At 70.6% G+C, this 22,044-nt stretch carries 21 protein-coding genes; 9 read left to right on the top strand and 12 right to left on the bottom strand.

Annotated features, from left to right (window positions below; all coding sequences use genetic code 11):
* Positions 1-52 precede the first annotated feature (52 nt).
* Together sufB and IEZ05_RS03180 are read right to left on the bottom strand one after the other, a co-directional pair.
* Positions 53-1,474 (bottom strand): Fe-S cluster assembly protein SufB, encoded by a 1,422-nt coding sequence (sufB, locus tag IEZ05_RS03185; RefSeq protein ID WP_189228404.1) that lies wholly within the window; start codon positions 1,472-1,474, stop codon positions 53-55.
* Positions 1,471-2,202: a helix-turn-helix transcriptional regulator gene (locus IEZ05_RS03180; protein WP_189228403.1), complete on the bottom strand. Its 732-nt coding sequence runs from the start codon at positions 2,200-2,202 to the stop codon at positions 1,471-1,473. Before IEZ05_RS03180 ends, sufB begins: the two co-directional genes overlap by 4 nt.
* A gap of 160 nt (positions 2,203-2,362) precedes the next feature.
* Between IEZ05_RS03180 and IEZ05_RS03175 the strand changes: the two genes are divergently transcribed.
* Genes IEZ05_RS03175 through IEZ05_RS03160 form a run of 4 tightly spaced genes read left to right on the top strand, consistent with a single transcriptional unit; the run spans position 2,363 to position 5,982 of the window.
* A complete protein-coding gene (locus IEZ05_RS03175; RefSeq protein WP_189228402.1) occupies positions 2,363-3,175 on the top strand; it encodes an AAC(3) family N-acetyltransferase in 813 nt (270 codons plus the stop codon).
* Between the two features lie 31 nt (positions 3,176-3,206).
* The gene (locus IEZ05_RS03170) at positions 3,207-4,130 is read left to right on the top strand and encodes an ABC transporter ATP-binding protein (protein WP_189228401.1); all 924 of its coding nucleotides are present in this window, start codon (positions 3,207-3,209) and stop codon (positions 4,128-4,130) included.
* Entirely contained in the window at positions 4,127-4,906 is a 780-nt protein-coding gene (locus IEZ05_RS03165; RefSeq protein WP_189228400.1) for an ABC transporter permease, read from the top strand. Before IEZ05_RS03170 ends, IEZ05_RS03165 begins: the two co-directional genes overlap by 4 nt.
* 53 nt (positions 4,907-4,959) lie before the next feature.
* On the top strand, positions 4,960-5,982 hold the full coding sequence (locus IEZ05_RS03160) for a COX15/CtaA family protein (protein ID WP_189228399.1): 1,023 nt from the start codon (positions 4,960-4,962) through the stop codon (positions 5,980-5,982).
* On the opposite strand, the gene IEZ05_RS03155 is transcribed toward IEZ05_RS03160, so the two are convergent.
* From IEZ05_RS03155 to IEZ05_RS03140, 4 genes are all read right to left on the bottom strand, one after another.
* Positions 5,937-6,674 carry a DUF4111 domain-containing protein gene (locus IEZ05_RS03155; protein ID WP_189228398.1) on the bottom strand — a complete coding sequence of 246 codons (738 nt, stop codon included), beginning with the start codon at positions 6,672-6,674 and terminating at the stop codon, positions 5,937-5,939. The two genes, IEZ05_RS03160 and IEZ05_RS03155, sit on opposite strands and share 46 nt — an antisense overlap.
* Positions 6,675-6,692: 18 nt before the next feature.
* A complete protein-coding gene (locus IEZ05_RS03150) occupies positions 6,693-7,799 on the bottom strand; it encodes an amidohydrolase family protein (RefSeq protein ID WP_189228397.1) in 1,107 nt (368 codons plus the stop codon).
* A 64-nt stretch (positions 7,800-7,863) separates the two neighbouring features.
* Positions 7,864-8,196: a hypothetical protein gene (locus tag IEZ05_RS03145; RefSeq protein ID WP_189228396.1), complete on the bottom strand. Its 333-nt coding sequence runs from the start codon at positions 8,194-8,196 to the stop codon at positions 7,864-7,866.
* A gap of 90 nt (positions 8,197-8,286) precedes the next feature.
* Positions 8,287-9,240, bottom strand: a complete 954-nt coding sequence (locus tag IEZ05_RS03140) for a heme o synthase (protein WP_189228395.1) — start codon at positions 9,238-9,240, stop codon at positions 8,287-8,289.
* 372 nt (positions 9,241-9,612) lie between these two features.
* Between IEZ05_RS03140 and tkt the strand changes: the two genes are divergently transcribed.
* Genes tkt through pgl form a run of 5 tightly spaced genes read left to right on the top strand, consistent with a single transcriptional unit; the run spans position 9,613 to position 16,219 of the window.
* A complete protein-coding gene (tkt, locus tag IEZ05_RS03135; RefSeq protein ID WP_189228394.1) occupies positions 9,613-11,700 on the top strand; it encodes a transketolase in 2,088 nt (695 codons plus the stop codon).
* A gap of 36 nt (positions 11,701-11,736) precedes the next feature.
* Positions 11,737-12,855 (top strand): transaldolase, encoded by a 1,119-nt coding sequence (tal, locus tag IEZ05_RS03130; protein WP_189228393.1) that lies wholly within the window; start codon positions 11,737-11,739, stop codon positions 12,853-12,855.
* A 3-nt stretch (positions 12,856-12,858) separates the two neighbouring features.
* On the top strand, positions 12,859-14,382 hold the full coding sequence (gene zwf / locus IEZ05_RS03125; RefSeq protein WP_189228392.1) for a glucose-6-phosphate dehydrogenase: 1,524 nt from the start codon (positions 12,859-12,861) through the stop codon (positions 14,380-14,382).
* A complete protein-coding gene (gene opcA, locus IEZ05_RS03120; protein ID WP_189228391.1) occupies positions 14,379-15,437 on the top strand; it encodes a glucose-6-phosphate dehydrogenase assembly protein OpcA in 1,059 nt (352 codons plus the stop codon). The genes zwf and opcA overlap by 4 nt, the downstream gene beginning before the upstream one ends.
* On the top strand, positions 15,434-16,219 hold the full coding sequence (pgl, locus tag IEZ05_RS03115) for a 6-phosphogluconolactonase (protein WP_189228390.1): 786 nt from the start codon (positions 15,434-15,436) through the stop codon (positions 16,217-16,219). Before opcA ends, pgl begins: the two co-directional genes overlap by 4 nt.
* 73 nt (positions 16,220-16,292) lie before the next feature.
* On the opposite strand, the gene IEZ05_RS03110 is transcribed toward pgl, so the two are convergent.
* From IEZ05_RS03110 to IEZ05_RS03085, 6 genes are all read right to left on the bottom strand, one after another.
* Positions 16,293-17,225, bottom strand: a complete 933-nt coding sequence (locus tag IEZ05_RS03110; protein ID WP_189228389.1) for a hypothetical protein — start codon at positions 17,223-17,225, stop codon at positions 16,293-16,295.
* Between the two features lie 91 nt (positions 17,226-17,316).
* Positions 17,317-18,969: a glucose-6-phosphate isomerase gene (pgi, locus tag IEZ05_RS03105; RefSeq protein WP_189228388.1), complete on the bottom strand. Its 1,653-nt coding sequence runs from the start codon at positions 18,967-18,969 to the stop codon at positions 17,317-17,319.
* A 175-nt stretch (positions 18,970-19,144) separates the two neighbouring features.
* Entirely contained in the window at positions 19,145-19,480 is a 336-nt protein-coding gene (locus IEZ05_RS03100) for an RNA polymerase-binding protein RbpA (RefSeq protein ID WP_003976875.1), read from the bottom strand.
* Between the two features lie 199 nt (positions 19,481-19,679).
* On the bottom strand, positions 19,680-19,916 hold the full coding sequence (secG, locus tag IEZ05_RS03095; protein ID WP_079160504.1) for a preprotein translocase subunit SecG: 237 nt from the start codon (positions 19,914-19,916) through the stop codon (positions 19,680-19,682).
* A gap of 113 nt (positions 19,917-20,029) precedes the next feature.
* Positions 20,030-20,806: a triose-phosphate isomerase gene (gene tpiA / locus IEZ05_RS03090; RefSeq protein WP_189228387.1), complete on the bottom strand. Its 777-nt coding sequence runs from the start codon at positions 20,804-20,806 to the stop codon at positions 20,030-20,032.
* A gap of 5 nt (positions 20,807-20,811) precedes the next feature.
* Positions 20,812-22,023, bottom strand: a complete 1,212-nt coding sequence (locus tag IEZ05_RS03085; protein WP_189228386.1) for a phosphoglycerate kinase — start codon at positions 22,021-22,023, stop codon at positions 20,812-20,814.
* Positions 22,024-22,044 lie beyond the last annotated feature (21 nt).

Below are 22,044 nucleotides of genomic sequence, written 5' to 3'. Positions count from 1 at the left end.
AGTGCTCGCTTTCCGTTACGTAAGGGGCTGGACGGTCAGGACCGGGGGCGGGTCAGCCCACCGCGCCTTCCATCTGCAGCTCGATCAGCCGGTTGAGCTCGAGGGCGTACTCCATCGGCAGCTCCTTGGCGATCGGCTCGACGAAGCCGCGCACGATCATCGCCATCGCCTCGAACTCGGTCAGACCGCGGCTCATCAGGTAGAAGAGCTGGTCCTCGGAGACCTTGGAGACGGTCGCCTCGTGGCCCATGGACACGTCGTCCTCACGCACGTCCACGTACGGGTACGTGTCGGAGCGGGAGATGGTGTCCACGAGCAGCGCGTCGCACAGCACGTTCGACTTCGATCCGGCCGCGCCCTCGCCGATCTCCACCAGGCCGCGGTAGGAGGTACGGCCGCCGCCGCGCGCCACCGACTTGGAGACGATGTTGGAGGACGTGTTCGGCGCCATGTGGACCATCTTGGAACCGGCGTCCTGGTGCTGGCCCTCGCCCGCGAAGGCGATGGACAGGGTCTCGCCCTTGGCGTGCTCGCCCATCAGGTAGACGGCCGGGTACTTCATCGTCACCTTGGAGCCGATGTTGCCGTCGATCCACTCCATGGTCGCGCCCTCGTACGCCACGGCGCGCTTGGTGACCAGGTTGTAGACGTTGTTCGACCAGTTCTGGATGGTCGTGTAGCGGCAGCGGGCGTTCTTCTTGACGATGATCTCGACCACGGCGCTGTGCAGGGAGTCCGACTTGTAGATCGGAGCCGTGCAGCCCTCGACGTAGTGCACGTAGGCACCCTCGTCGACGATGATCAGGGTCCGCTCGAACTGGCCCATGTTCTCCGTGTTGATGCGGAAGTAGGCCTGGAGCGGGATCTCGACGTGCACGCCCGGCGGGACGTAGATGAAGGAGCCGCCGGACCACACGGCGCTGTTCAGCGACGCGAACTTGTTGTCGCCGACGGGGATGACGGTCCCGAAGTACTCCTTGAAGAGCTCCGGGTGCTCCTTCAGGGCCGTGTCCGTGTCCAGGAAGATGACGCCCTGCTCCTCCAGGTCCTCGCGGATCTGGTGGTAGACGACCTCGGACTCGTACTGGGCCGCGACACCGGCGACGAGGCGCTGCTTCTCCGCCTCGGGGATGCCGAGCTTGTCGTACGTGTTCTTGATGTCCTCGGGCAGGTCCTCCCAGGACTCCGCCTGCTTCTCCGTGGAGCGCACGAAGTACTTGATGTTGTCGAAGTCGATGCCCGACAGGTCCGAGCCCCAGTTCGGCATGGGCTTCTTCTCGAAGAGGCGCAGGCCCTTGAGGCGGAGCTTGGTCATCCACTCCGGCTCGTTCTTCTTCGCGGAGATGTCCCGGACGACGTCCTCGTCGATGCCGCGCCTGGCAGAGGCGCCGGCCGTGTCGGAGTCGGCCCAGCCGTACTCGTACTTGCCCAGGCCCTCGAGCTCAGGGTGAGCAGTCTCCGTGGGGAGAGTCATGCGGGGTTCCTCCCGGCCGTGCTTGCGGATGCGTTGTCGATGGTCTTGGAAGTCTTGGGAACGTACGTGGTGCAGACGCCGTCGCCGTGCGCGATGGTCGCGAGCCGCTGCACATGCGTACCGAGCAGCTCGGCGAAAAATTCCGTCTCCGCCTCGCACAGCTGCGGGAACTGCTCGGCGACGTGGGCGACCGGGCAGTGGTGCTGGCAGAGCTGCTCGCCCTGCTGGGGCCGGGGCGCGCTGCGCGCGGTAGCAGCGTACCCGTCCGCGCTCAGGGCCTTGGCCAGGGCTTGTGTCCGCTGCTCGGGGGCGACGCCCTCGACGGCCTTGCGGTACGCACCGGCCTGGGCGGCGATCCGGGCACGGGCGAAGGCGGCGATCGCCTGCTCCCCGCCCTCCTGCTCGGCGATCCAGCGCATGGCGTCCACGGCGAGCTTGTCGTACGACTGGTCGAAGGCGTCGCGGCCGCAGTCGGTGAGCGCGAAGACCTTGGCCGGGCGCCCGCGCGTGCGCGTACCGTAGACCCGCTGTTCACGGGCTTCGACCACGTCGTCGGCGACCAGGGCGTCGAGGTGGCGCCGGACGGCGGCCTGGGTCAGCCCCAGACGCCCGGCGAGCTCGGCGACGGTCGACGGCCCGTGGTCCAGGATGGAGCGCGCGACACGGTTGCGGGTGGACCGCTCACCGGTCGCGAGTTCCTCCTGCGGAGCCTCGCCAACGTTTTTCACAACGCCATTGTTGCGTAATTCCTCAGGGGCGGGCAAGCCGCGTCCGGACGGCCGGATGGTGCCCTGCGTCACTTAGGTATACCTAAGGTGACCTGCGGAAACGATCTTTGATCGATCAAAACGGTGGCGTCCGGGCCGAGCTTCGGCCAGACTCGCCCGCATGCCCGCACCCGCTCCGACCGGCCCACTCGTCACCCGCGGCACCATCGCCGCCGGACTGCGTGAGCTGGGCGTCCGGACCGACGACACCCTCCTCGTGCACTCCTCGCTCAGCTCCCTCGGCTGGGTCTGCGGAGGCCCCGTCGCGGTCGTCCAGGGACTCCTGGACGCGCTCGGCCCGGACGGCACTCTGGTCGTCCCCACCCAGACCGGCGACCTGTCCGATCCGGCCCTGTGGAGCAATCCGCCGGTGCCCGCGCAGTGGTGGGACGCCATCCGCACCGCGATGCCCGCCTACGACCCGCTGATCACGCCCTCGCGCGGGGTCGGCGTGATCCCCGAGACCGTGCGCACCTGGCCGGGGGCCCGGCGCAGCGCGCACCCGCAGACGTCCTTCGCCGCGGTCGGCCCGCGCGCCGCCGAGGTGGTCGAGGGGCACGCGACCGACTGCCGGCTGGGCGAGCGCAGCCCCCTGGCGACCCTGGAGCGGCTGGGCGCGCGGATACTCCTGCTGGGGGCGGGCTACGAGGCCTGCACCGGCTTCCACCTCGCCGAGTACCGGATCCCCTCCCCGCTGGTGGAGGTGGGGCGGCCGGGACCGGTGGGCTGGGAGCGGGTGACCGAGGTCTCCATCACCTCGGAACGGTTCGACGAACTGGGCCACGACTTCGAGCGGGACCGGCCCGTCGTCCGCGGGCGGGTCGGCGCGGCCGACGTACGGCTGTTCCCGCTGGCCGACGCGGTCGCCTACGCCGAGCGGTGGCTGCCGCTGCACCGTCCCCGTGCGGAGGACATCGCGCACCCCCGCGCCTGAGCCCTCGGCGGCGTACCTAGACTCGTGACCCATGCGAAGCGAGCCCGTCGTCCAGGTCCAGGCCCTGGTGAAGCGGTACGGCACGAAGACCGCGGTGGACGGCCTCGACCTGGTGGCCCGGGCGGGTGTCACCGCCGTACTCGGCCCCAACGGGGCCGGCAAGACGACCACCGTCGAGACCTGTGAGGGGTACCGCAGGCCGGACTCCGGCACGGTGCGCGTCCTGGGTCTCGACCCGGTGCGGCAGGGTCCCGAGCTCCGTCCCCGGATCGGCGTGATGCTCCAGTCCGGCGGCGTCTACTCCGGCGCCCGCGCGGACGAGATGCTGCGCCACGTCGCGAAGCTGCACGCCCACCCCCTGGACGTCGATGCGCTGATCGAGCGGCTCGGACTGGGCTCCTGCGGCCGGACGACGTACCGCAGGCTCTCCGGGGGCCAGCAGCAGCGGCTCGCCCTCGCGATGGCCGTGGTCGGACGCCCCGAGCTGGTCTTCCTGGACGAGCCGACCGCCGGCCTGGACCCGCAGGCCCGCCGCGCCACCTGGGACCTCGTGCGGGACCTGCGCGGCGACGGCGTGTCGGTGATCCTCACCACGCACTACATGGACGAGGCCGAGCAGCTGGCCGACGACGTCGCGATCGTCGACGCCGGCCGGGTCGTCGCCCAGGGCTCGCCCGAGGAGCTGTGCCGCGGCGGCGCCGAGAACACGCTGCGCTTCACCGGCCGGCCCGGGCTCGACGTCGCCTCCCTGCTCAAGGCCCTCCCCGCGGAGTCCTCGGCCGCCGAGCTGACGCCGGGCTCCTACCGCGTCGTCGGCAAGGTCGACCCGCAACTGCTGGCCACGGTGACGTCCTGGTGCGCCCAGCACGGGGTGATGCCGGACCGCATCTCGGTGGAGCGGCACACCCTGGAGGACGTCTTTCTCGAGCTCACGGGCAAGGAGTTGCGCGCATGACGACGACAACGACCGCGGGCGCCTACGCCCCCCGGCCCGGCGCGGCGCCGCTCGGCCGCATGATCGCGACGCAGGCCGCGCTCGAGACGAAGATGCTGCTGCGCAACGGCGAGCAGCTGCTGCTGACGGTGATCATCCCGACGCTGCTGCTGGTGCTGTTCAGCTCGGTCGACATCGTCGACACCGGCGCGGGCGAGGCCGTGGACTTCCTCGCCCCCGGCATCCTGGCGCTGGCCGTGCTGTCGACGGCGTTCACCGGGCAGGCCATCGCCACCGGCTTCGAGCGCCGCTACGGGGTGCTGAAGCGGCTGGCCGCCTCGCCGCTGCCGCGCTGGGGCCTGATGACCGCGAAGACGGTGTCCGTGCTGGTCACCGAGGTGCTCCAGGTGGTCCTGCTGACGGTGATCGCCTTCGCGCTGGGCTGGTCGCCGCACGGCAACCCGTTCGCCGTGCTGCTGCTCATGGTGGTCGGCACGGCGGCCTTCTCCGGGCTCGGGCTGCTCATGGCGGGCACGCTCAAGGCGGAGGCGACGCTCGCCGCCGCCAACCTGGTCTTCCTGCTGCTGCTGGTGGGCGGCGGAGTGATCGTGCCGCTGGACAAGTTCCCGGACGCGGCGCAGGACGTCCTCGGCCTGCTGCCGGTGTCCGCCCTGTCGGACGGGCTGCGGGACGTACTGCAGCACGGGGCCGGGATGCCGTGGGGCGACCTCGGGATCCTCGCCGTGTGGGCGGTCGTGGGGCTCGCGGCCGCCGGGAAGTTCTTCCGCTGGGAGTAGCCGGAGGCGCGGGGGGAGACCCTCGTGAACGCGTGCACAAGCGGCCGCCTACGATGGACGGCGTGCCAAACGTGACCCGCGCCGACGCCGCAGCCGCGGTGCGCAACCCGCTCGCCTTCATCGCCGCGCGCTGGACCCCGGAACCCCGGACGGTCCAGCGGGCGGCCTTCGCCGCCCTCGTCATGGCCGTGGTCATCGTGGTCACCGGCGGTGCCGTACGCCTGACCGGGTCCGGCCTCGGCTGCCCGACCTGGCCGAAGTGCACCGACGACTCGCTGACCACCACGAGCGCGATGGGCTTCCACGGCGTCATCGAGTTCGGCAACCGCATGCTCACGTACGTGCTGTGCGCCGCGGTCGGCTGGGCGATCATCGCCGCGCGGTCGCAGAAGCCGTACCGGCGCAGCGTGACCCGGCTGGGCTGGCTGCAGTTCTGGATCGTCATGGGCAACGCGATCCTCGGCGGCATCGTGGTCCTGGTCGGCCTGAACCCGTACACCGTCGCCGCGCACTTCCTGCTGTCGACCGCGCTGATCGCGGTGGCGACGGTGATGTGGCAGCGCACCCGGGAGGGTGACGCGGCACCGCGCCCCCTGGTCGGCAAGGCCGTCGAGCAGCTGGTGTGGGTCCTGCTCGTCGTCTCGGTCCTGCTGATCGCGGTCGGCACGGTGGTCACCGGCGCCGGCCCGCACGCGGGCGACTCCAGCGACGTCCCGCGGATGCCGGTCGACTGGGAGATGATCACCAAGGGGCACGCCGTGCTGGCGTGGATCGTGGTGACGCTGACGTTCGCCCTGTGGTTCGTGCTGAAGGCGGTCGACGCGCCCAAGGGGCCGCTGGCCCGCACCCGCGACCTGTTCCTGATCCTGCTCGCCCAGGGCGTCATCGGCTACGTGCAGTACTTCACCGACCTCCCCGAGATCCTGGTCGGCTTGCACATGTTCGGCTCGTGCCTGGTGTGGATCGGGACGCTGCGGGTGCTGCTGTCGCTGCGGGAGCGCCCCGAAGAGTCGGCGGCCGAGCTGCCCGTTCAGGAGTACGAGGCCACCAGCATGTCGATGGCCGGCCCCAGGTAGCCCCGGGTCAGCTCGCCGCGGCGGGCGATCCACTCCTCGGCGGGCGGCTCGGGAGTGCCGTAGCGCCGGCGCGCGATGTCCTCGACGACCTCGCCGGGCGCGCCGAGGCCGGGCAGTTCCGCCAGGGCCTCCCGCTTGGTGATCAGGCGGCCGTCCCGCAGGGTGACGGTGGCGCGGGCGAAGGTGAGCAGGCCCAGGTCGACCCAGACGTCCTCCCGCCACAGCTCCGCCTTGCGCAGGACCGGCCGCCAGTAGTCGCGCTCGTTGCGGACGACGTACTCGGCCAGTTCCGCGTCCGGCACCGGCGGCAGCAGGAGGTCCGGCGCCTCGCCGTACAGGACGCGTCCGAAGCTGTGCAGCTCCCGCCGGGTGACCGGGGTGACCGTCCGCTTGAACAGCTGGCGGTGGGCCCAGGTCAGGTGCCGCTGCTCGGGGTCGGCGGCGGTGTCGGGGGACAGATAGGTGCAGTGCAGCTGCCCGGCCAGGGGCTGGGCGCGCAGGCGGGCGTGGAGCTGCCCCAGCCGCCAGGCCGTGCGGGCCGTGACCGGCCGCGGCAGGACCGCGATCAGGTCGAGGTCGCTGCGGCCCTCCTGGTAGTCGCCCCCGCCCAGTGAGCCGTGGGCCCAGACGGCGACGGGGTCGAGGGGCATCAGGCCGGTGAGGAAGCGGTCGAGCAGCGCGTCGGTCGGCATCGGATCAGTATGTGCGGCTCACTCCAGTGCGTACACCCGGCGCGCGTTGCCCGAGGCGATCATGGTCGCCACCCGCTGCGCGTCCGTCTGCGCCCACGCCCCCTCGGCCACCCAGGTGCCGAGCACCCGGCCGAGGGCCTCGCGGAACAGACGCGCGCCCACGACGTGCAGCTCGGGCAGGCCCTGGGCGCCGCTGGAGAAAAGGATCTTGCCGAACGGGGCCAGCTCCAGGATCTCCGCGAGCACGGTCGCGGCGCGGGCGCCGGTGCGCACCAGGGCGGCGCCCGAGTCGGCGTAGACGTGCGGGAAGACGCCGGCGAGGTGGGCGGCGTGGCGGTGGTAGGGGTAGCCGTGCAGGAGGACCAGGTCGGTGCCGAGGCCGGCGGTGGCCCGCACGAAGTCGGTCAGCAGCACGGGGTCGGTGCGGTCGATGCGCAGGCCCGGTTCGCCGAGCCCCGCGTGCAGTTGGAGGGGCAGCCCGGAGGCGACGGCGATCCACAGCAGGTGACGCAGCAGGACGGGGTCGCTCAGTTCGCCGCCGACCTCGCGTCCGGCCAGCCAGCGGGCGGCGGCGCCGCGCACCTCGCCGGGGCCCGGCGGCTCCGGGGCGAGCGCCAGCCCGTGCCGCACTCCGGCGACGGAGGTGAAGGCGACGGCGTACGCGGCGGCGGCGTGGACGGACTCGGCGAGGTTGGCGAGGAAGGACTCGACGGTGCCGGAGGTGTCGGCGACCTGCTCGGCCAGCAGCTCCAGGCGCACGATCGCGTGGGCGTCGGCGTCCGCCGCGCTGGCCAGCTCGGCGGGGCCGGTGAGGTCGCCGGGCAGGTCCGCGTCGACCAGGTACGTGGTGATGCCGCTGCCGCGCAGCAGTCTGCGGTCCGCCTCCAGGACGCCGAGTTCGCGGCGCCGGGCGAGGTAGCGGGCGGGTGCGCAGTGCGGTTCCAGGCCGAGCAGGGGCGGGCACCAGCGGCGCACCGCGAAGCCGGTTTGGGTGTCGAAGAGGGTGGTGCCCGGGGCGGGTGGTCCCTCGGTGCGGGCCAGCTGGGCCTCGAAGGTGCCGAGGCCCAGCTCCGTTCTCAGGACGCCGTGGCAGTACTGGTCCACCAGGGACGGCGTTTCGATCATCCGGACTCCCCGCGTCGGGACCGTTGCCTCTCGGCTTCCTACGGTCCTAACGGGTGAACCGGCGTCAGGTGTTGCTCGGCCCGCCGACCTGGATGCCCGCCATGCGCGACCACTCGTACCGGCCGGTCGTGACCTTGGCCGCGAACTCGCCGTCGAAGTCCTCGTGGACGGTGATCCCGGACTTCTCCACGGCCTTCTGGGCGACCTCGTAGGAGGGGGCGACCAGGTCGCCCCAGCCGCCGTCCTCGCCGACGAGGACGACGCGGGCGCCGCGCCGGCCGATGTAGGCCACCTGGCCCTCGGCGCCGCCGTGCGCCTTGGAGAAGGATTCGATCCGCCGGGCCAGCCGGGTCACCTGGCGCTCGGCCTTCGCATCAACCTGCTGCGTGTCTGCCATGACCAGGATGCTACCGAGCGGTAGATCGAACGGCGACGGGCGGGGTGCGTGGCCTTGACCACGCACCCCGCCCGTCGGACGGCCGTCGGCTCAGCGCAGGAAGGGGTCTACCGCGATGGCCAGGAACAGCACCGACACATAGGTGATGGACCAGTGGAACAGCCGCATCTCCTTGAGCTTGCCGCCCGTGACCTCGGCCTTGGCGCGGTTCTGCAGCCCGTGGGCCTCCCACAGCCACATGCCGCCGGCCGCCACGGCGACCGCGGTGTAGAACCAGCCGGTGTAGCCCAGCGGCGTCAGCAGCAGCGACACCGCGACCATCACCCAGCTGTAGATCACGATCTGCCGGGCGACGACCTTGTTGGAGGCGACGACCGGGAGCATCGGCACGCCCACGCGCGCGTAGTCCTCCTTGACCTTCATGGACAGCGGCCAGTAGTGCGGCGGTGTCCAGAAGAACATCACCCCGAAGAGGATGACCGGCGCCCAGGACATCGAGTTGGTGACGGCGGACCAGCCGATCAGCACCGGCAGGCAGCCGGCGATGCCGCCCCAGACGATGTTCTGCGAGGTGCGGCGCTTGAGGATCATCGTGTAGACGACGACGTAGAACAGGAGTGCGCCCAGCGACAGCCACGCCGACAGCCAGTTGACGGTGAGGCCGAACAGCAGCGTCGAGACGATCGCCAGGGTGATGCCGAAGGCGAGGCACTCGCGCGGGCTGACCATGCCGGTGACCAGCGGGCGCTGCGAGGTGCGGTCCATCAGCGCGTCGATGTCTCGGTCGATGTACATGTTCAGCGCGTTGGCGCCGCCCGCGGACAGGTAGCCGCCGACGCAGGTGAGCAGCACCAGCCACAGATCGGGCACGCCCTGCTCCGCCAGGAACATCACCGGAACGGTGGTGATCAGCAGAAGCTCGATGATCCGCGGCTTGGTCAGCGCCACGAACGCCTTGACACGGGCCCCGAACGGCCGGTGACTCGGGCTCTGGCTCGTCCCGATTACCCCCGCAGGACGGGATTCAACGGCCGTCACGCACACCCCTGACAGAGACTCCCAGCGAGCCTGCCCGGTGAAGTGGCGGTAAAGGCTCGCGCGTACCACGCCACTTTAGACGTTGCCCAGACCCCGGCATTCGCGGGGGTGCGTTCGTGTTGAGGGGGGCGCTCCGACGTGCATACGGAGAGTCGATTGAGCGGTCAGATGAGCGGCTGCGTATTCACTTGCCGAATGCGGTTTCGCCCAGTCGACAGGCGGATCCACAAGAGTCCCGGCAGTCTGGTTTCCAGCGGAAAAACGCACGTACTTACGGGGGTAGGCTCGACAGCGGCCGGCCGACGCACGTATGCGCCGGCAGCCGGTGGGCGCCACGTGCACCGGCATCCGACATGTGGAGAGGAGCCCTGACTCAGGGTGAGCACCAAGCCGACCACCACAGACCTCGAGTGGACCGAACTGGACCAGCGGGCCGTGGACACCGCCCGCGTCCTGGCCGCCGACGCCGTACAGAAGGTTGGCAACGGCCATCCGGGTACGGCGATGAGCCTGGCGCCCGCCGCCTACACCCTCTTCCAGAAGGTGATGCGGCACGACCCGGCCGACGCGAACTGGGTCGGACGCGACCGTTTCGTGCTGTCCGCCGGACACTCGTCCCTGACCCTCTACACCCAGCTGTACCTGGCCGGATTCGGCCTGGAGCTGGACGACCTGAAGTCCTTCCGCACCTGGGGCTCCAAGACGCCGGGTCACCCCGAGTACGGCCACACCACGGGCGTGGAGACGACGACCGGCCCGCTCGGCCAGGGTGTCGCCAACGCGGTGGGCATGGCGATGGCCGCCCGCTACGAGCGCGGCCTGTTCGACCCGGAGGCTCCCGAGGGCGAGTCCCCGTTCGACCACTTCGTCTACTGCATCGCCGGTGACGGCTGCCTCCAGGAGGGCATCTCCGCCGAGGCCTCCTCCCTCGCGGGCCACCAGAAGCTCGGCAACCTGATCCTGCTGTGGGACGACAACCACATCTCGATCGAGGGCGACACCGAGACCGCCGTCTCCGAGGACACGGCCAAGCGCTACGAGGCCTACGGCTGGCACGTGCAGCGCGTCGAGCCGAAGGCGGACGGCGACCTGGACCCGAACGCGCTCCACGCGGCGATCGAGGCGGCGAAGCAGGTCACCGACCGGCCGTCCTTCATCGCGATGCGCTCGATCATCGCCTGGCCCGCCCCGAACGCGCAGAACACCGAGGCCGCGCACGGCTCGGCGCTCGGCGACGAGGAGGTCGCGGCCACCAAGCGCGTCCTGGGCTTCGACCCGGAGAAGACCTTCGAGGTCTCCGACGAGGTCATCGGCCACACCCGCAAGGCGCTGGAGAAGGGCCGGGCGGCCCGCGCCGTGTGGGAGAAGTCGTACCAGCAGTGGCGGGACAACAACCCGGACCGCGCCGCCGAGTACGACCGGATCGCCAAGGGTGAGCTGCCCAAGGGCTGGGAGGAGAAGATCCCGGTCTTCGAGACGGGCAAGGGTGTGGCCACGCGTGCCGCGTCCGGCAAGGTCCTCCAGGCGCTCGGCGCGGTGATCCCCGAGCTGTGGGGCGGCTCCGCCGACCTGGCCGGCTCGAACAACACCACGATCGACAAGACGTCGTCCTTCCTCCCCGCGGGCAACCCGCTGCCCGAGGCGGACCCGTACGGCCGCACCATCCACTTCGGCATCCGCGAGCACGCGATGGCCGCGGAGATGAACGGCATCGCGCTGCACGGCAACACCCGCATCTACGGCGGCACCTTCCTGGTGTTCTCCGACTACATGCGCAACGCCGTGCGTCTGTCCGCGCTGATGCACCTGCCGGTGACCTACGTGTGGACGCACGACTCCATCGGCCTGGGCGAGGACGGTCCGACCCACCAGCCGGTCGAGCACCTCGCCTCGCTGCGCGCCATCCCCGGTCTGAACGTGGTGCGCCCGGCCGACGCCAACGAGACCGCCATCGCCTGGCGCGAGATCCTGCGCCGCTGGACGAAGGAGTTCGGCAAGGGCCAGCCGCACGGTCTGGCGCTCACCCGCCAGGGCGTGCCGACGTACGAGGCCAACGACGACGCGGCCAAGGGCGGCTACGTCCTGTTCGAGGCCGAGGGCGGCGACGCCCAGGTCGTACTGATCGCCACCGGTTCCGAGGTGCACGTGGCCGTCGAGGCCCGTGAGGCGCTCCAGGCCGACGGTGTGCCGACCCGCGTGGTGTCGATGCCGTCCGTCGAGTGGTTCGAGCAGCAGGACCAGGGGTACCGGGACAGCGTCCTGCCCCCGTCCGTGAAGGCGCGTGTCGCGGTCGAGGCCGGGATCGGTCTCACCTGGCACAAGTACGTCGGGGACGCCGGCCGGATCGTCTCCCTGGAGCACTTCGGTGCTTCGGCCGACGGCAAGCTGCTGTTCCAGGAGTTCGGCTTCACCGCCGAGAACGTGGCCGCAGCGGCCCGGGAATCGCTCGCCGCAGCCCAGCGCTGACGCTCGTACATACGACACGTAGGAGATGCATTTTCCATGACAGACGCACTCAAGCGCCTCTCCGATGAAGGCGTCGCGATCTGGCTGGACGACCTGTCGCGCAAGCGGATCACGTCCGGCAACCTCGCGGAGCTGATCGACCAGCAGCACGTCGTGGGCGTCACCACCAACCCGTCGATCTTCCAGAAGGCGATCTCGCAGGGCGACGGCTACGACACGCAGCTCACCGACCTCGCCGCCCGCGAGGTCACCGTCGAAGAGGCGATCCGGATGATCACCACGGCGGACGTCCGCGACGCCGCCGACATCCTGCGTCCGGTCTTCGACAACACCGGCGGCAAGGACGGCCGGGTCTCCATCGAGGTCGACCCGCGCCTCGCGCACAACACCCGGGCGACGGTCGCCGAGGCCAAGCAGCTCGCCTGGCTGGTGGACCGGCCCAACACGCTGATCAAGATCCCGGCGACCGAGGCCGGCATCCCGGCGATCGCCGAGACCATCGGCCTGGGCATCAGCGTCAACGTCACGCTGATCTTCTCGCTGGAGCGCTACCGCAAGGTCATGGACGCGTTCCTGACCGGCCTGGAGAAGGCCAAGGAGCGCGGCCTGGACCTGTCGCAGATCCACTCCGTGGCGTCCTTCTTCGTGTCCCGCGTGGACACCGAGATCGACAAGCGGATCGACGCCCTCGGCACCGACGAGGCCAAGGCGCTGCGCGGCAAGGCCGCCGTCGCCAACGCCCGCCTCGCCTACCAGGCGTACGAGGAGATCTTCTCCTCCGACCGCTGGAACGCCCTGGAGAAGGCCGGCGCCAACAAGCAGCGCCCGCTGTGGGCGTCGACCGGCGTGAAGGACAAGGCGTACAGCGACACCATGTACGTCACCGACCTGGTCGCACCCAACACGGTGAACACCATGCCGGAGGCGACGCTGTTCGCCACCGAGGACCACGGCGAGATCACCGGCAACACCGTCGCCGGCACCTACGAGCAGGCCCGCGCCGACCTCGACGCCGTCGAGAAGCTCGGGATCTCCTACGACGAGGTGGTCCAGCTCCTGGAGAAGGAGGGCGTCGACAAGTTCGAGGACGCCTGGAACGACCTGCTGAAGTCGACGGAGGCAGAGCTCAAGCGCCTCGCTCCCTCGGAGGGCTAAAAATTGTCAAGCAGCAACCCGCTGCGTGACCCCGCAGACCGACGGCTCCCGCGTATCGCGGGGCCGTCGGGTCTGGTCATTTTCGGCGTCACCGGTGATCTGTCCCGCAAGAAGCTCATGCCCGCCGTGTACGACCTCGCCAACCGGGGTCTGCTGCCGCCGGGCTTCTCGCTCATCGGCTTCGCCCGCCGCGACTGGGAGCACGAGGACTTCGCCCAGGTCGTGCACGACGCCGTCAAGGAACACTCCCGTACGCCCTTCCGCGAGGAGGTCTGGCAGCAGCTCATCCAGGGGATGCGCTTCGTCCAGGGCACCTTCGACGACGACGAGGCGTTCGAGCGGCTGCGTGGCACCATCGAGGAACTGGACAAGGCACAGGGCACGGGCGGCAACTTCGCCTTCTACCTGTCGGTGCCGCCGAAGTCCTTCCCGGTGGTCATCCAGCAGCTGAAGAAGCACGGCCTCGCCGACCAGACGGGCGGCTCCTGGCGCCGCGCGGTGATCGAGAAGCCGTTCGGCCACGACCTGAAGTCGGCCGAGGAGCTCAACGCGATCGTCCACGAGGTCTTCGGTTCCGACCAGGTCTTCCGCATCGACCACTACCTGGGCAAGGAGACCGTCCAGAACATCCTGGCGCTGCGCTTCGCCAACACGATGTTCGAGCCGATCTGGAACCGGTCCTACGTGGACCACGTGCAGATCACCATGGCCGAGGACATCGGCATCGGCGGCCGGGCCGGTTACTACGACGGCATCGGCGCCGCCCGCGACGTCATCCAGAACCACCTGCTCCAACTGCTCGCCCTGACCGCGATGGAGGAGCCCGCCTCCTTCGACGCGGACGCGCTGGCGGCGGAGAAGACCAAGGTGCTCGGGGCGGTCCGCCTCCCCAAGGACCTGGGCCGGGACACCGTGCGCGGGCAGTACGCGGCCGGGTGGCAGGGCGGCGCGAAGGCCGTCGGCTATCTGCAGGAAGAGGGCATCGACCCCAAGTCGAAGACCGACACCTACGCCGCGATCAAGGTCGGGATCGACAACCGCCGCTGGGCGGGCGTCCCCTTCTACCTGCGCACCGGCAAGCGCCTGGGCCGCCGGGTCACCGAGATCGCGGTGGTCTTCCAGCGGGCACCGCACTCCCCCTTCGACACGACGGCCACCGAGGAGCTGGGCCAGAACGCGATCGTCATCCGCGTCCAGCCCGACGAGGGCGTCACCGTCCGCTTCGGCTCCAAGGTGCCGGGCACGTCGATGGAGATCCGGGACGTGTCCATGGACTTCGCGTACGGCGAGTCCTTCACGGAGTCGAGCCCGGAGGCGTACGAGCGGCTGATCCTGGACGTGCTGCTCGGCGACGCGAACCTCTTCCCGCGCACCGAGGAGGTCGAGCTGTCCTGGAAGATCCTCGACCCGATCGAGGAGTACTGGGACAAGCACGGCACGCCCGCGCAGTACCCGTCCGGTACGTGGGGGCCCGTCGAGGCGGACGAGATGCTCGAGCGAGACGGACGGAGCTGGCGCCGGCCATGAAGACAGACCTCACGGACACCACGTCCAGCAAGATCAACAAGGCGTTGGTGCTGGGCCGCCGGGCGATCGGCACACCGGCCGTCGGCATGGTGCTCACGCTGGTCATCGTCACCGACGAGGAGAACGCCTACGACGCGCTGAAGGCCGCGAGCGACGCCGCGCACGAGCACCCCTCGCGCACGCTCGTCGTCATCAAGCGCGTCTCGCGTTCGCCCCGGGACCGCACCCGGTCGCGGCTGGACGCCGAGGTCCGCCTCGGCGCCGACGCGGGCACCGGCGAGACGGTGGTGCTGCGGCTGTACGGCGACGTCGTCGACCACGCCCAGTCGGTCGTCCTGCCGCTGCTGCTGCCGGACGCGCCGGTCGTGGTGTGGTGGCCGGTGAACGCGCCGCTGGATCCGGCCGGCGACCCGCTGGGCGCGCTGGCCCAGCGCCGGGTCACCGACACCTACGCCTGCGAGGAGCCGGTACGGGAGCTGGCGGCCCGCGCCGACGCCTACACACCGGGCGACACCGACCTGTCCTGGACCCGCATCACCCCCTGGCGGTCGATGCTCGCGGCGGCCCTGGACCAGGTCGACTGCCGGGTGCAGAGCGTCGAGGTGGAGGGCGAGGAGTACAACCCGAGCTGCGAGCTGCTGGCGATGTGGCTCGCGGACCGGCTGGACGTGCCGGTGCAGCGCACCGCGTCCAGCGGTCCGGGCCTGACCGCGGTCCGCATGGACACGGACTGCGGTCCGGTCGTCCTGGACCGGGCCGACGGCTCGCTGGCGACCCTGTCCATTCAGGGGCAGCCCGCGCGTGCGGTGGCGCTCAAGCGCCGCGAGACCGCCGAGCTGATCGCGGAGGAGCTGCGGCGCCTCGACCCGGACGACACGTACGCCTCGGCGCTGCGCTTCGGGGTGGACCGGCTGAACGCGACGGCCCGTCCCGCAGCAGGAGAGACCGGCGAAGGACCCGTCGCGGTCCCCGCACCCGTCGAGACGGCTGCGAAAGCACCCGCGAAGGACGCGGCGCGGAAGAAGGCACCGGTGCGGAAGGCGGCGGCGAAGTGAGTGACACTCCCCAGCTGGTCGTGCACCGGGACAAGGAGCTGATGGCCGAGGCCGCGGCGGCCCGGCTGATCACCAAGATCGTGGACGCCCAGTCCTCCCGGGGCTCGGCGTCCGTGGTCCTGACCGGCGGCCGCAACGGCAACGGCCTGCTGGCCGCGCTGGCGGCGTCCCCGGCCCGGGACGCGGTCGACTGGTCGCGCCTCGACCTGTGGTGGGGCGACGAGCGCTTCCTGCCGGAGGGCGACCCGGAGCGCAACGTCACGCAGGCCCGCGAGGCCCTGCTGGACGTGGTGCCGCTGGACCCGGAGCGGGTGCACGCGATGCCCGCCTCGGACGGCCCGTACGGCTCCGACGTGGAGGCCGCGGCGGCGGCGTACGCGGAGGAGCTGGCGAAGGCCGCGGCGCCGGAGAACCACGCGACGGTCCCGTCCTTCGACGTCCTGCTGCTCGGCGTCGGCCCGGACACGCACGTGGCCTCGCTGTTCCCGGAGCATCCGGGCGTGCGGGAGACGGAGCGCATGGTGATCGGCGTCCACGGCTCCCCGAAGCCGCCGCCCACCCGCGTCTCCCTGACCCTGCCCGCGATCCGCACGGCCCGTGAGGTGTGGCTGCTCGCGGCGGGCGAGGACAAGGCGAACGCGGTGGCGATGGCCCTGTCGGGTGCCGGCGAGATCCAGGCCCCGGCGGCCGGGGCGCGGGGCCGCGCCCGCACCCTGTGGCTGCTGGACTCGGCGGCGGCCTCCCAGTTGCCGCGGACGATGTACCCGCCGGCCTCGGCGTAACCGCCCCCGCACCGAGAACGCCGGGTTCCCCCTGTTGAAGGGGGGACCCGGCGTTCTCGGTGCGGACGCGGCGTCAGGATCCGTTCGGCCCCGGGGAGTAGGGGTTGCGCGGTGCGTACGGCGGCTGCGGCGGCGCGTACGGGTTCCCCGGTCCGGGGGCGTAGGGGTGGCCGGTGCCCGCCGGCGGATACGGGTGCCCGAAGGGGTTGCCCTGCGGCGGCACATGCGGCAGCCCGGTCGGCGGGAGGTGCCCGGGGATCGGCGGGAGGGTCGCCGGGTGGGCCTTCAGCCGGATCCCGTAGCGCCGCTTGAGCCGGCTCATCTCCAGCAGTGCGATCGCGGTGACCGTCACGGGCGCGCCCAGGATGAAGACGACGCCCAGGGTGAGACTGAGCCCGTGCAGGTCGCCGGTGACGAGGTCCGGGATGGCCATCAGCCAGCTCGTCACGGTGGCCAGCAGCGCCGGGAGGCAGCGGTGGACCGCGGCGGTGCCGAAGAAGTTCCCGGAGACCCTGACGGCCCCCCAGACCACGAAGCCGAGCATCCAGAGCATCGTCATGCCACCGACGATGATCACCAGCGGATTGCCCGTGGCGTTGATCGTGGTGACGAGCACGACCAACGCGGCGACACAGCCGACGAACAGCAGCAGCAGCTTGAGCGCGTTGAACAGCGACCCCCGCAACTGCCCCACGGTGCCGGTGCGCCGCCAGACGAAGAGCATCGCGCCGACCGCCATCGGGGTGATGAACAGCAGGACGAGGGAGGCCGTCAGCGCGTTCTCCAGCAGCTGGGTGACGTCGAAGCCGCCCTCGAAGAGGGTGTAGACGCCGAGCGAGGCGACCGCGCCCGCGATGACCCGGAACCGTTTGAGCTGCTCGATCGACGGATCGGCCGACGGCGGGATCCACGCGGGGTGGAACACCGCGGTCGCCGCCTGCTTCGGATTGAGGAGGGACCGGGCCGTCAGTCTGCCGCCGGTCCAACCTCCGTGCGTACGTGCCACCTTGCTCCCCCGAGCGCTCGCTGTGATGATCGCCGGGGGATTCTACGGCAGGCGGACGGTGTGCCGCCGTCCGCCTTGCTGTGCCGCGGGCTCACTGCCGGCCGCGCAGCTCCCGATAGGCGCCGACCAGCGCCTTCGTGGAGGCGTCCAGGCCGGGGACCTCGGCGCCGTCGGTGAGGGCGGGGGCGAGGCGCTTGGCGAGGACCTTGCCGAGCTCGACGCCCCACTGGTCGAAGGAGTCGATGTTCCACACCGCGCCCTGCACGAACACCTTGTGCTCGTAGAGGGCGACGAGCTGGCCGAGCACCGACGGGGTCAGCTCGCGGGCGAGGATCGTCGTCGTCGGGTGGTCGCCGCGGAACGTCCTGTGCGGGACCAGCTCCTCCGGTACGCCCTCGCCCCGCACCTCGTCCGGCGTCTTGCCGAAGGCCAGTGCCTGGGTCTGGGCGAAGAAGTTGGCCATCAGCAGGTCGTGCTGGTCCTTGAGCTCGTCGCTCAGCTCCGCCACCGGCCGGGCGAAGCCGATGAAGTCCGCCGGGATCAGCTCGGTGCCCTGGTGGATCAGCTGGTAGTAGGCGTGCTGTCCGTTGGTGCCGGGCGTGCCCCACACCACCGGCCCGGTCTGCCAGTCCACCGGGCGGCCCTCGCGGTCCGTCGACTTGCCGTTGGACTCCATGTCGAGCTGCTGCAGGTAGGCGGTGAACTTCGACAGGTAGTGCGAGTACGGCAGCACCGCGTGCGACTGCGCGTCGTGGAAGTTGCCGTACCAGATGCCCAACAGGCCCATCAGCAGGGGGACGTTGGACTCGGCGGGAGCGGTGCGGAAGTGCTCGTCGACCAGGTGGAAGCCGTCGAGCATCTCCCGGAAGCGGTCCGGGCCGATGGCGATCATCAGGGACAGGCCGATCGCCGAGTCGTACGAGTAGCGTCCGCCGACCCAGTCCCAGAACTCGAACATGTTGGCCGTGTCGATGCCGAACTCGGCGACCTTCCCGGCGTTGGTCGACAGGGCGACGAAGTGCCGGGCGACGGCCTCCTTGTCACCGAGCGCGTCCAGCAGCCAGCTCCGGGCCGAGGTGGCGTTGGTGACCGTCTCGATGGTGGTGAACGTCTTGGAGGCGATGATGAACAGCGTCTCGGCCGGGTCCAGGTCCCGGGTGGCCTCGTGCAGGTCGGAGCCGTCGACGTTGGAGACGAAGCGCACCGTGAGCTCGCGGTCGGTGAAGGCGTGCAGTGCCTCGTAGGCCATCGCGGGGCCGAGGTCGGAGCCGCCGATGCCGACGTTGACGACGTTGCGGATGCGCTTGCCGGTGTGGCCCTTCCACTCGCCGGAACGGATCCGCTCGGCGAAGGCCGCCATCTTGTCGAGCACGGCGTGCACGGCGGGGACGACGTTCTCACCGTCGGACTCGATCACCGCGTCCCGCGGGGCGCGCAGCGCGGTGTGCAGCACGGCGCGGTCCTCGGTGATGTTGATCCGCTCGCCGCGGAACATGGCGTCGCGCAGCCCGAACACGTCGGCGGCGGCGGCCAGTTCGCGCAGCAGCCGCAGGGTGTCGTCGGTGACCAGGTGCTTGGAGTAGTCGACGTACAGGTCACCGACCCGCAGGACGTATCCGGTGCCGCGTCCGGGGTCGGCGTCGAACAGGTCGCGCAGCCGCACCTCGCCGAGCTCCTCGCGGTGCGCCGCCAGCGCGGTCCATTCGGGCGTCCGGTTGATCCTGGTACGGCCGTCTGCGTTCATGTCGGACTTCAGCCTTCTTCCTTGGTGTCCCAGCTGTCCCGGCTGTTCCCAACCTAATTGATCAGCGGTGAGGAAGGCCGAAGAGGAGGAAGACCGAAGGTGAAGAAGCCCGAAGGAGAGGCCCCAAGGGGTCGGAAGGCGGCTGACGGCGAACCGCCGGACCGGTTCCCGTGGGCTAGATCTCGCCCCGCAGCTTGGCGAGCGCCTCGGCGAGGATCGCCTCGCCGTCCGCGTCGCTGCGGCGTTCGCGCACGTACGCCAGGTGCGTCTTGTAGGGCTCGGTGCGCGGGGGGTCCGGCGGGTTGTCCCGGTCCTGTCCGGCGGGGAAGCCGCAGCGCGGGCAGTCCCAGGTCTCGGGGACCTGTGCGTCGCTCGCGAAGCTCGGCTGCGTCTCGTGTCCGTTGGAGCACCAGAAGGAGATGCGCAGACGCGGCGCGGACTCGCCGCGCTCGGCCTCGCCCATCGGCCCCGCCCCGACCCGGCTTCCCCGGATCGCGTTGCCACTTGCCACGGTCGTAACTCCCTGCGTGATGGTGCCGCAAAGCGAGTCGGCGTTTCGCTTCGCTGCGAGCGCCTCAGTCTACGTAAGGCCCAACGCGCGTCCAGTGGTTGGAGTTACAAGCTCCCGCACTCAGACGCAAGCCCCATGATAGGCCGCGCCACGGGGCGCGTACCGGACATGGGGCCATACGTACGCAGTGCGTGCCGGGTCAGTTGTTCGCCTTCATCAGCAGGCCGAGCACCATGATGCACGCGAACCACAGCAGACCGACCACCACGGTGATCCGGTCGAGGTTGCGCTCGGCGACCGAGGAGCCGCCGACGGACGACTGCATGCCGCCACCGAACATGTCGGAGAGGCCGCCGCCCTTTCCCTTGTGCATCAGCACCAGCAGCATCAGCAGCAGGCTGAAGACGATCAGGGCGATCGAGAACCCCAAAACCACGGCTGGACCAACTTCCTCGGATTCTGACGGACGACGGGGACACGGTGACCACAGGCCACCATGCCCCCGCAAGGGTACGACGTATCGTCGCTACCGCCTACTCACCGGCAGGCCTACTGGTCGCGGAAGCGCACGATCTTGACGAACTCGTCGGAGTCGAGCGAGGCGCCGCCGACCAGGGCACCGTCGATGTCGGGCTGCGCCATGATCTCGGCCACGTTCCCGGACTTGACCGAGCCGCCGTACTGGATGCGGACCTTGTCGGCCAGCTCCTGCGAGTACAGCTCGGCGACCTTGCCGCGGATGGCCGCGCAGACCTCCTGGGCGTCCTCGGCGCCGCAGACCTTGCCGGTGCCGATGGCCCACACGGGCTCGTAGGCGATCACGATGGTCTCGGCCTGCTCGGCGGTGAGGTCCTTCAGACCGCCCTCGACCTGGGCGAGGGTGTGGGCGACGTGGTTGCCCGCCTCGCGGACGTCCAGCTCCTCGCCGACGCACAGGATCGGGGTCAGACCGTGCTTGTAGGCGGCCTTGACCTTGGCGTTGACCAGCTCGTCCGACTCAGCGTGGTACTGCCGGCGCTCGGAGTGACCGATGGCGACGTAGGTGCAGCGCAGCTTGGCCAGCATCGGGCCGGAGATCTCGCCGGTGTAGGCGCCGCCGTCGTGGGCAGAGACGTCCTGGGCGCCGTACTTGATCTTGAGCTTGTCGTGCTCGACCAGGGTCTGCACCGAGCGCAGGTCGGTGAAGGGAACCAGGACGGCGACCTCGACGGCGTCGTAGTCCTTGTCCGCGAGGGCGAAGGCGAGCTTCTGGACGTGGGCGATGGCCTCGAGGTGGTTGAGGTTCATCTTCCAGTTGCCCGCCATCAGCGGCGTGCGGGTGGTCATTGAGGTCAGTCCTCCAGTGCGGCGAGGCCGGGGAGCGTCTTGCCCTCGAGGTATTCGAGGGAGGCGCCGCCGCCGGTAGAGATGTGGCCGAATGCCTTTTCGTCGAAGCCGAGCGTACGCACGGCCGCGGCGGAGTCGCCGCCGCCGACCACGGTGAAGCCCGGAGCGTCGACGAGGGCCTGGGCGACCGCCTTGGTGCCCTCGGCGTAGTCGGGGTGCTCGAAGACGCCCATGGGGCCGTTCCAGAAGACGGTGGCCGCGTCGGCGAGCTTCGAGGCGTAGAGCTTGCGGGTCTCGGGACCGATGTCCAGACCCTCCTGGTCGGCCGGGATGGCGTCCGCGGCGACGGTGGTGGGGTTGGCCGGGGCCTTGGTCTTCAGGTCCGGGAACTCCCGCGAGACCAGTACGTCGACGGGGAGGACCAGCTCGACGCCGTTCTTCTCCGCGCGCTCGATGTACTCCTTGACGGCCGGGATCTGGTCCTCCTGGAGGAGCGAGATGCCGACCTCGTGGCCCTGGGCCTTGAGGAAGGTGTACGCCATGCCGCCGCCGATGAGGAGCCGGTCGGCCTTGCCGAGCAGCTGGTCGATGACGGCGAGCTTGTCGGAGACCTTGGCGCCGCCGAGCGCGACGACGTAGGGGCGCTGGACGTCATCGGTGAGCTTCTTCAGGACGCCGACCTCGGTGGCGATGAGGTAGCCGGCGTAGTGCGGCAGCCGCTTGGGCAGGTCGAAGACCGAGGCGTGCTTGCGGTGCACGGCGCCGAAGCCGTCGCCGACGTAGACGTCCGCGAGGCCGGCCAGCCGGTCGGCGAAGGCGGCGCGCTCGGCGTCGTCCTTGCTGGTCTCGCCGGCGTTGAAGCGCAGGTTCTCGATGACGGCCACCTGGCCGTCGGCGAGGCCGGCCACCGTGGACTCGGCGGACTCGCCGACCGTGTCCTCGGCGAAGGCGACGTCGGCGCCGAGCAGTTCACCGAGACGGGCGGCGGCCGGGGCGAGGGAGAAGGCCGGGTCCGGGGCGCCCTTGGGCCGGCCCAGGTGCGAGGCGACGATCACGCGCGCGCCCGCCTGCGCCAGGGCCTTGACGGTGGGCAGCACGGCGCGGATGCGGCCGTCGTCGGTGATGGTGGTGCCGTCCAGCGGCACGTTGAGGTCGGCGCGGACGAAGACGCGCTTGCCCGCGACGCCTTCGGAGAGCAGTTCGTCGATCGTCTTCATGCAGAGGGCTCCTGGGTTCTC

It is taken from the genome of Streptomyces flaveolus, assembly GCF_014648815.1.
Lineage (GTDB): Bacteria > Actinomycetota > Actinomycetes > Streptomycetales > Streptomycetaceae > Streptomyces > Streptomyces flaveolus.
The sequence above is the reverse complement of the archived record's forward strand: the minus strand, read 5'-3'. Positions and strand labels throughout refer to the sequence as shown.

What these genes read in the sequence shown, in the direction of transcription:
- IEZ05_RS03160 (WP_189228399.1), top strand. Translation starts at nt 4,960, where the DNA reads ATGGACGGCGTGCCAAACGTGACCCGCGCCGACGCCGCAGCCGCGGTG.
- IEZ05_RS03085 (WP_189228386.1), bottom strand. Translation starts at nt 22,023, where the DNA reads ATGAAGACGATCGACGAACTGCTCTCCGAAGGCGTCGCGGGCAAGCGC.
- IEZ05_RS03165 (WP_189228400.1), top strand. Translation starts at nt 4,127, where the DNA reads ATGACGACGACAACGACCGCGGGCGCCTACGCCCCCCGGCCCGGCGCG.
- opcA (WP_189228391.1), top strand. Translation starts at nt 14,379, where the DNA reads ATGAAGACAGACCTCACGGACACCACGTCCAGCAAGATCAACAAGGCG.
- sufB (WP_189228404.1), bottom strand. Translation starts at nt 1,474, where the DNA reads ATGACTCTCCCCACGGAGACTGCTCACCCTGAGCTCGAGGGCCTGGGC.
- pgi (WP_189228388.1), bottom strand. Translation starts at nt 18,969, where the DNA reads ATGAACGCAGACGGCCGTACCAGGATCAACCGGACGCCCGAATGGACC.
- IEZ05_RS03155 (WP_189228398.1), bottom strand. Translation starts at nt 6,674, where the DNA reads ATGCCGACCGACGCGCTGCTCGACCGCTTCCTCACCGGCCTGATGCCC.
- tal (WP_189228393.1), top strand. Translation starts at nt 11,737, where the DNA reads ATGACAGACGCACTCAAGCGCCTCTCCGATGAAGGCGTCGCGATCTGG.
- IEZ05_RS03170 (WP_189228401.1), top strand. Translation starts at nt 3,207, where the DNA reads ATGCGAAGCGAGCCCGTCGTCCAGGTCCAGGCCCTGGTGAAGCGGTAC.
- IEZ05_RS03150 (WP_189228397.1), bottom strand. Translation starts at nt 7,799, where the DNA reads ATGATCGAAACGCCGTCCCTGGTGGACCAGTACTGCCACGGCGTCCTG.
- IEZ05_RS03175 (WP_189228402.1), top strand. Translation starts at nt 2,363, where the DNA reads ATGCCCGCACCCGCTCCGACCGGCCCACTCGTCACCCGCGGCACCATC.
- tpiA (WP_189228387.1), bottom strand. Translation starts at nt 20,806, where the DNA reads ATGACCACCCGCACGCCGCTGATGGCGGGCAACTGGAAGATGAACCTC.
- IEZ05_RS03145 (WP_189228396.1), bottom strand. Translation starts at nt 8,196, where the DNA reads ATGGCAGACACGCAGCAGGTTGATGCGAAGGCCGAGCGCCAGGTGACC.